The 4,786-nt window shown below is 69.3% G+C and carries 5 protein-coding genes; all 5 read left to right on the forward strand.

Annotated features, from left to right (window positions below; genetic code table 11):
* Positions 1 to 540: 540 nt before the first annotated feature.
* Positions 541 to 1,230, forward strand: a complete 690-nt coding sequence (locus tag VB080_RS12615) for a CD3073 family putative ECF transporter S component (RefSeq protein WP_323418807.1) — start codon at positions 541 to 543, stop codon at positions 1,228 to 1,230.
* Positions 1,227 to 1,889, forward strand: coding sequence for a hypothetical protein (locus VB080_RS12620; protein ID WP_323418808.1), 663 nt, complete (start codon positions 1,227 to 1,229; stop codon positions 1,887 to 1,889). The genes VB080_RS12615 and VB080_RS12620 overlap by 4 nt, the downstream gene beginning before the upstream one ends.
* Positions 1,882 to 2,340 carry a hypothetical protein gene (locus VB080_RS12625; RefSeq protein ID WP_323418809.1) on the forward strand — a complete coding sequence of 153 codons (459 nt, stop codon included), beginning with the start codon at positions 1,882 to 1,884 and terminating at the stop codon, positions 2,338 to 2,340. Before VB080_RS12620 ends, VB080_RS12625 begins: the two co-directional genes overlap by 8 nt.
* Positions 2,337 to 4,013 carry an energy-coupling factor transporter ATPase gene (locus VB080_RS12630; protein WP_323418810.1) on the forward strand — a complete coding sequence of 559 codons (1,677 nt, stop codon included), beginning with the start codon at positions 2,337 to 2,339 and terminating at the stop codon, positions 4,011 to 4,013. Before VB080_RS12625 ends, VB080_RS12630 begins: the two co-directional genes overlap by 4 nt.
* Positions 4,010 to 4,786 (forward strand): energy-coupling factor transporter transmembrane component T (locus VB080_RS12635; protein ID WP_323418811.1); only part of this gene is annotated, 777 nt, incomplete at its 3' end. The genes VB080_RS12630 and VB080_RS12635, both read left to right, overlap by 4 nt.

Consider the following 4,786-nt stretch of genomic DNA (forward strand, 5'->3'; position numbering starts at 1 on the left):
GTCACCTCGGACACCCAGGTTGCAGGTATCTCAGTGGTTGGGTCTGCCACTGCTCACGTTGCCGAGAGGGTGAGTCTCCCGGCGTCCTCGATCCAGTGGCCGCGATTGCCGTCCCCGAGGATCTCGACAAGGTCGTTCTCACACCGGACTGCTGTGGTGGGGTGCTCCGCTGGGGCACGATGACCAGACGGCGTGCAGGTGGACCTCCGCGGCACCACCGTGAAGGCGTCACTTGGCGCGGAAGCTTCTGGCCGGCAATCTCGCCCGCGATGTGAACAGTGCTTGTCGCGCACGGCTTTGGTCCCTAAGATCGCCACGTGACTTCGGAGTTCTCTGCTGCGCCCGCCGCTTTCCGCGGCGATCGTGGCATGCGTTCCGTCGTCCCGGCGGCCATGTGCCGCTGTTGTCAGGCCCGGTGACACCGGCTCGATCGACTCCTGTCGGTCTTGAGCGTGCACCTGCGGCCATCCCCCGTGACCACCATGGCGGTCGTTGGTGTGCGCACACACCCATCCACGCACACGAACCAGAGGAAGAACCATGTCTGCAACCACCACAGCTGTGCCGTCCGGCGGCCGGCTGGTCAACCCGAACTCGGTGACGCTCGTCCTGACCATCAGCGCGATCGCCGTCGTCATCAACGTCGTCGGCGGGACGCTCGTCTCCCTGCTGGCGCTTCCCTTCCTGTTCCTCGACACGATCGGCACCTTCCTGGTGTCGGTGCTGTTCGGGATCCGCTGGGGCATCCTCGTCGGAGTCGTTTCCAACCTCGTTCTCGGCATCACGTCCGGGCCCTCCGCCATCCCGTTCGCGATCGTCCAGGTCGTGATCGCCGTCATCGTCGGCTTCATCGCCAACCGGTGGGGGTACACGATCAGGACCGTGCCGGTCGCCGGTGCGGTCGTCGCGGTGATCGCGCCGCTGGTGGGCACCGCAATCGCCGTCGGCGTGTTCGGTGGGCTCACCGGCGGCGCGCTCGACGTGCTGGTGCTGTGGGCGGAGCAGGCCGGGCAGAGCGTCTTCGGCGCGGCCTTCTGGCCGCGGCTCGGGTCCAACGCCGTCGACAAGATCCTGACCGCGTTCATCGTCCTGGCGATCGTCCAGGCGATCCCGGCCTCGCTCGTCAAGCCGCGCTACCGGGTCGGCGCGGAGTCGGGCGAAGCGTCCACCGACGCTGTCGGGGACGTCGCCGAAGCATCCGTCGCCGAGACTTCCAGCCAGAACGCATGACCGAAACCACCCGAAACCAGGGACCGGCAGCAGGCGGTGCGGACGCTGCGCCGCGCCGCCTGCTGATCGCGTCCCACTGCGTCCTCAACCAGAACGCGGTCGTACAGCCGCTGGCTCGCAGCGCTGGCGTCATGCGCTCGGCGGTCGACTGGGCGATCGCGAACGGCTACGCGATCTACCAGCTGCCGTGCCCAGAGTTCCGCTACGCGGGTCCCGGCAGGCTCCCGGCCTCCTTCGACGACTACAACACCGAGGGGTTCCATGCCTCGAATGCAGAACTGCTCGGACCGGTGATCAGGCAACTGAAGCGCTACCAGGCGGCCGGCTACCAGATCGTGGGTGGCCTGCACGTGCAGGGCAGTCCTGCCTGCGACCCGGATACCGGCAACTGGATCACCGACCTTCTCGACGCGGCCGCCGCAGCGGGGATTGAGATCACGCAGTTGTGGCAGGTCCCCACCACGGCAACCGGTGAGTTCGACCCCGCCGACCCGCAGACCTGCTTCGGTGACCCCGCCGTCCGGCGGCTCTACCCGGACGACGCCGACTCGTTGACGCTCGCCCAGCGAAAACGTCGTGAGCAGCGCGCTCCCGTCCTCGTCTCGGACGGACCCGGGCTTCCGGTACGGCGCACCAGGAGGGTGGCCGTCGATGCCTGAGACCGACGTCGACCGGCGCGGCTACGGCATCGTGCTGGTCAGCCACTCCGTCCTGAACGGCAGCATCGTCGGGGCAGCCGACCCGGTCAGTGCTGCCGTCGTCGCCTGGGCTGATGCCGCCGGACTCGGGGTGTACCAGCTTCCCGTCCCCGACCACCTGCTGCCCGCAGCTCCGGACGGCAGCCCCGGCGAGGACCGCGCCAACCTGGAGTTCGTCTTCGGGCAACTCGCCAGCTACCGGGCTGGCGGCTACACCGTCGCCGGGCTGGTCCTTCGGATCGCGGACGAGCGCAGTGCCGCGGGGCGGGCCTTCGTCGACCTCGTCCTCCAGGTCGCCCGGGACACCGGAGTCGACCTGCCGCGACTGTGGCGGCTACCCCGCGGTGCGCGCAGTTTCGACCCAGAGGCCGACCGCTTCCGGCACCCGCGGACCCTGGCGGTGGCCTCGTGATCGTCCTTGACCACGTCCGTTTCGGTTACGAAGCCGGCTCACCCGCCGTCGTGGATGATCTCAGCCTGCAGATCGAGGACGGCGAGCACGTCGCCCTGCTCGGACGCAACGGTTCCGGCAAGTCCACCATCGCACGCCTGCTGAACGGGCTGCTGCGTCCGCTGTCCGGCACCATCCGGGTTGACGGGTATGACCCGGCCGACCCCGGCCAGGCGCCCGAGGTGCGCCGCCGCCTGCAACTGGTTTTCCAGACCCCGGAGAACCAGCAGGTCGGCGCGACCGTCTATGAAGACATCGCCTTCGGGCTGGCCAACGTCGCCGTCCCGACCGACCGGATGCCCGAACGGGCGCGGCAGGCACTGGCGGCAGTGGGCCTCGAGGTCGATCTGTCCCGCGATGTCGACTCGCTGTCCGGTGGTGAACTGCAGCGGCTCGCGCTGGCCGGCGTGCTGGCGCTCGAACCGCGGCACCTGGTCCTCGATGAGGTGACTGCCATGCTGGACCCGTGGGGACGCGAGCAGGTGCTTGCCACCGTGGCGGACGTCGGGGGACGGTCGGGGATCTCCGTTGTGCAGATCACCCACCACCTGGAGGAGATCGAGCAGGTGGACCGGGTCTTCGTGATGGACGGCGGCCGCGTCCGTGCGGTCGGGACACCGGCCGAGGTACTGGTACGGACCGAACTGCTGGAGCAGTGCGGTCTGGAGCCGCCGTTGCGGTGGCAACTGCCCGGCCCGGTGGAGGTGCGGACGACGTGGGGGAGTCCGGCCGCAGGCCCGGCGCTGGTAGAAGCCCACGGCGTCGGTCACGACTACAGCATCCGGGTGCGGCCGCGCTGGTGGCCGCAGCGTTCCCGTCCCACCACGCCGGACGACCTGCCGGCACCCGTCCTGCGGGGCGCGGACCTGGCCATCCGTCCCGGTGAACTGGTCGCGATCGCAGGACGTTCCGGGGCTGGCAAGTCGACTCTGGTCTCGATCGTGAAGGGCCTGCTGAGGCCGACCGTCGGTTCTGTCCGGGTCCGGACAGGGGACGGTTCCGCGGCTCGTGATCCGTGGGCGCTGCGAACGCCGGAGTTGTTCGACCCGATCGGTTACCTGTTCCAGCACCCGGAGCACCAGTTGTTCGCGCCGACCGTGCGCGAGGACGTCGGCTTCGGGCTGCGCGCGGCGAGGCTTGGCAAGGACGAGGAGTGCCGCCGCGTCGATGCGCAACTGCGGCGGGTCGGACTCGATCCCGACGAGTTCGGCGACCGCAGCCCGTTCGAGCTCTCGGGTGGACAGCAACGCAAGGTGGCTCTCGCCGGGGTGCTGGTCACCGAGCCCCGCGTCCTCATTCTCGATGAACCCACCGCGGGCCTGGACAAGCCCTCCCGCGACACCCTCTTCGAGATCCTCGCCCGATTGCGAGCCGACGGCTTGGGTGTGTTGTGGGTGAGTCACCGGCTGGAGGAGATCTTCGCCCACGCTGGACGGCTCATCGTGCTGGCCGACGGGCGCGTGCTCGCCGACGGCGACCCGGCAGAACTCCTTGCCGCGCGGCGGTTGCGGGCCGCGATGGGCTGGCCGCTGTTGCCGGAACTCGACCCGGCGATCGTTCGCGGCGAGGCCCGCACGCGGTACCTGGAGGGCCGGCGTGTTCTCGACGACGACCTGCAGGAGGTGGCGGGATGACCGCGGCGCTCACTCTTTATCGCGAAACCGGTTCGCTCGCAGAACGGCTCGACCCCCGTTCGAAGATCGTCGCCGCCGGTGTCGCCGTGGTCGCCCTGATCGCCTCGGACTCGCTGCCGTTCAAGGCCACGGTCGTGCTGGCGCTGGTGGTCGCCTGGGTGACCGCCCGCCTCGGCCTGAAGTTGCTGGCAGGGACGTTGGCCTCACTGACGTTCTTCTTCCTGACAACGCTCATCCTGCGTGGCGTGATCCGCGGCGCCGCGGCCCCGGACGCCACACTCTGGGGTCCGTTACGGGTCTCGCCGTCCGGCCTGCTCGACGGAGCCACCATGTGCTGCCAGATCGCCGGCATCGTGCTCGCACTCACCGTCCTGGTCCGCTCTACCGAACCCATCCAGCTGGCCGAAGGTGGTGAGCGGCTGCTTGCACCTCTGAAGCGGTTCGGCGTGCCGGCCCACGAGGCCGTCATGATGTTCAGCATCGCGCTGCGGTTCCTGCCGATCATGCTGCGCGAGGTCGGACGAATGCAGGCCGCACAACTTGCCAGAGGTGGTGGCATCCAGCGCGGTAACGCGCTGCAACGTACCCGCGCCGTGGTCCCACTGGTGATCCCGGTCGTGATCGTCGCCCTCGTCCGCGCCAGGGAACTCGCCGAGGCGATGGATTCGCGCGGCTACCGCGGAGACGTAGGGCGTACGGCGATCCGGGCCTACCGACTGGGGGCCGCGGACGTCGTGCTCATCGTCGGGGTGGCGACCCTGCTTGGCGTGGCG

Origin of the sequence: Propionicimonas sp., from assembly GCF_034927565.1 — a bacterium.
Taxonomy (GTDB): Bacteria; Actinomycetota; Actinomycetes; order Propionibacteriales; family Propionibacteriaceae; genus Propionicimonas.

Excerpts from the sequence above, each read along its gene's own strand:
- VB080_RS12625 (WP_323418809.1), top strand. The coding sequence starts at position 1,882 with ATGCCTGAGACCGACGTCGACCGGCGCGGCTACGGCATCGTGCTGGTC.
- VB080_RS12620 (WP_323418808.1), top strand. The coding sequence starts at position 1,227 with ATGACCGAAACCACCCGAAACCAGGGACCGGCAGCAGGCGGTGCGGAC.
- VB080_RS12615 (WP_323418807.1), top strand. The coding sequence starts at position 541 with ATGTCTGCAACCACCACAGCTGTGCCGTCCGGCGGCCGGCTGGTCAAC.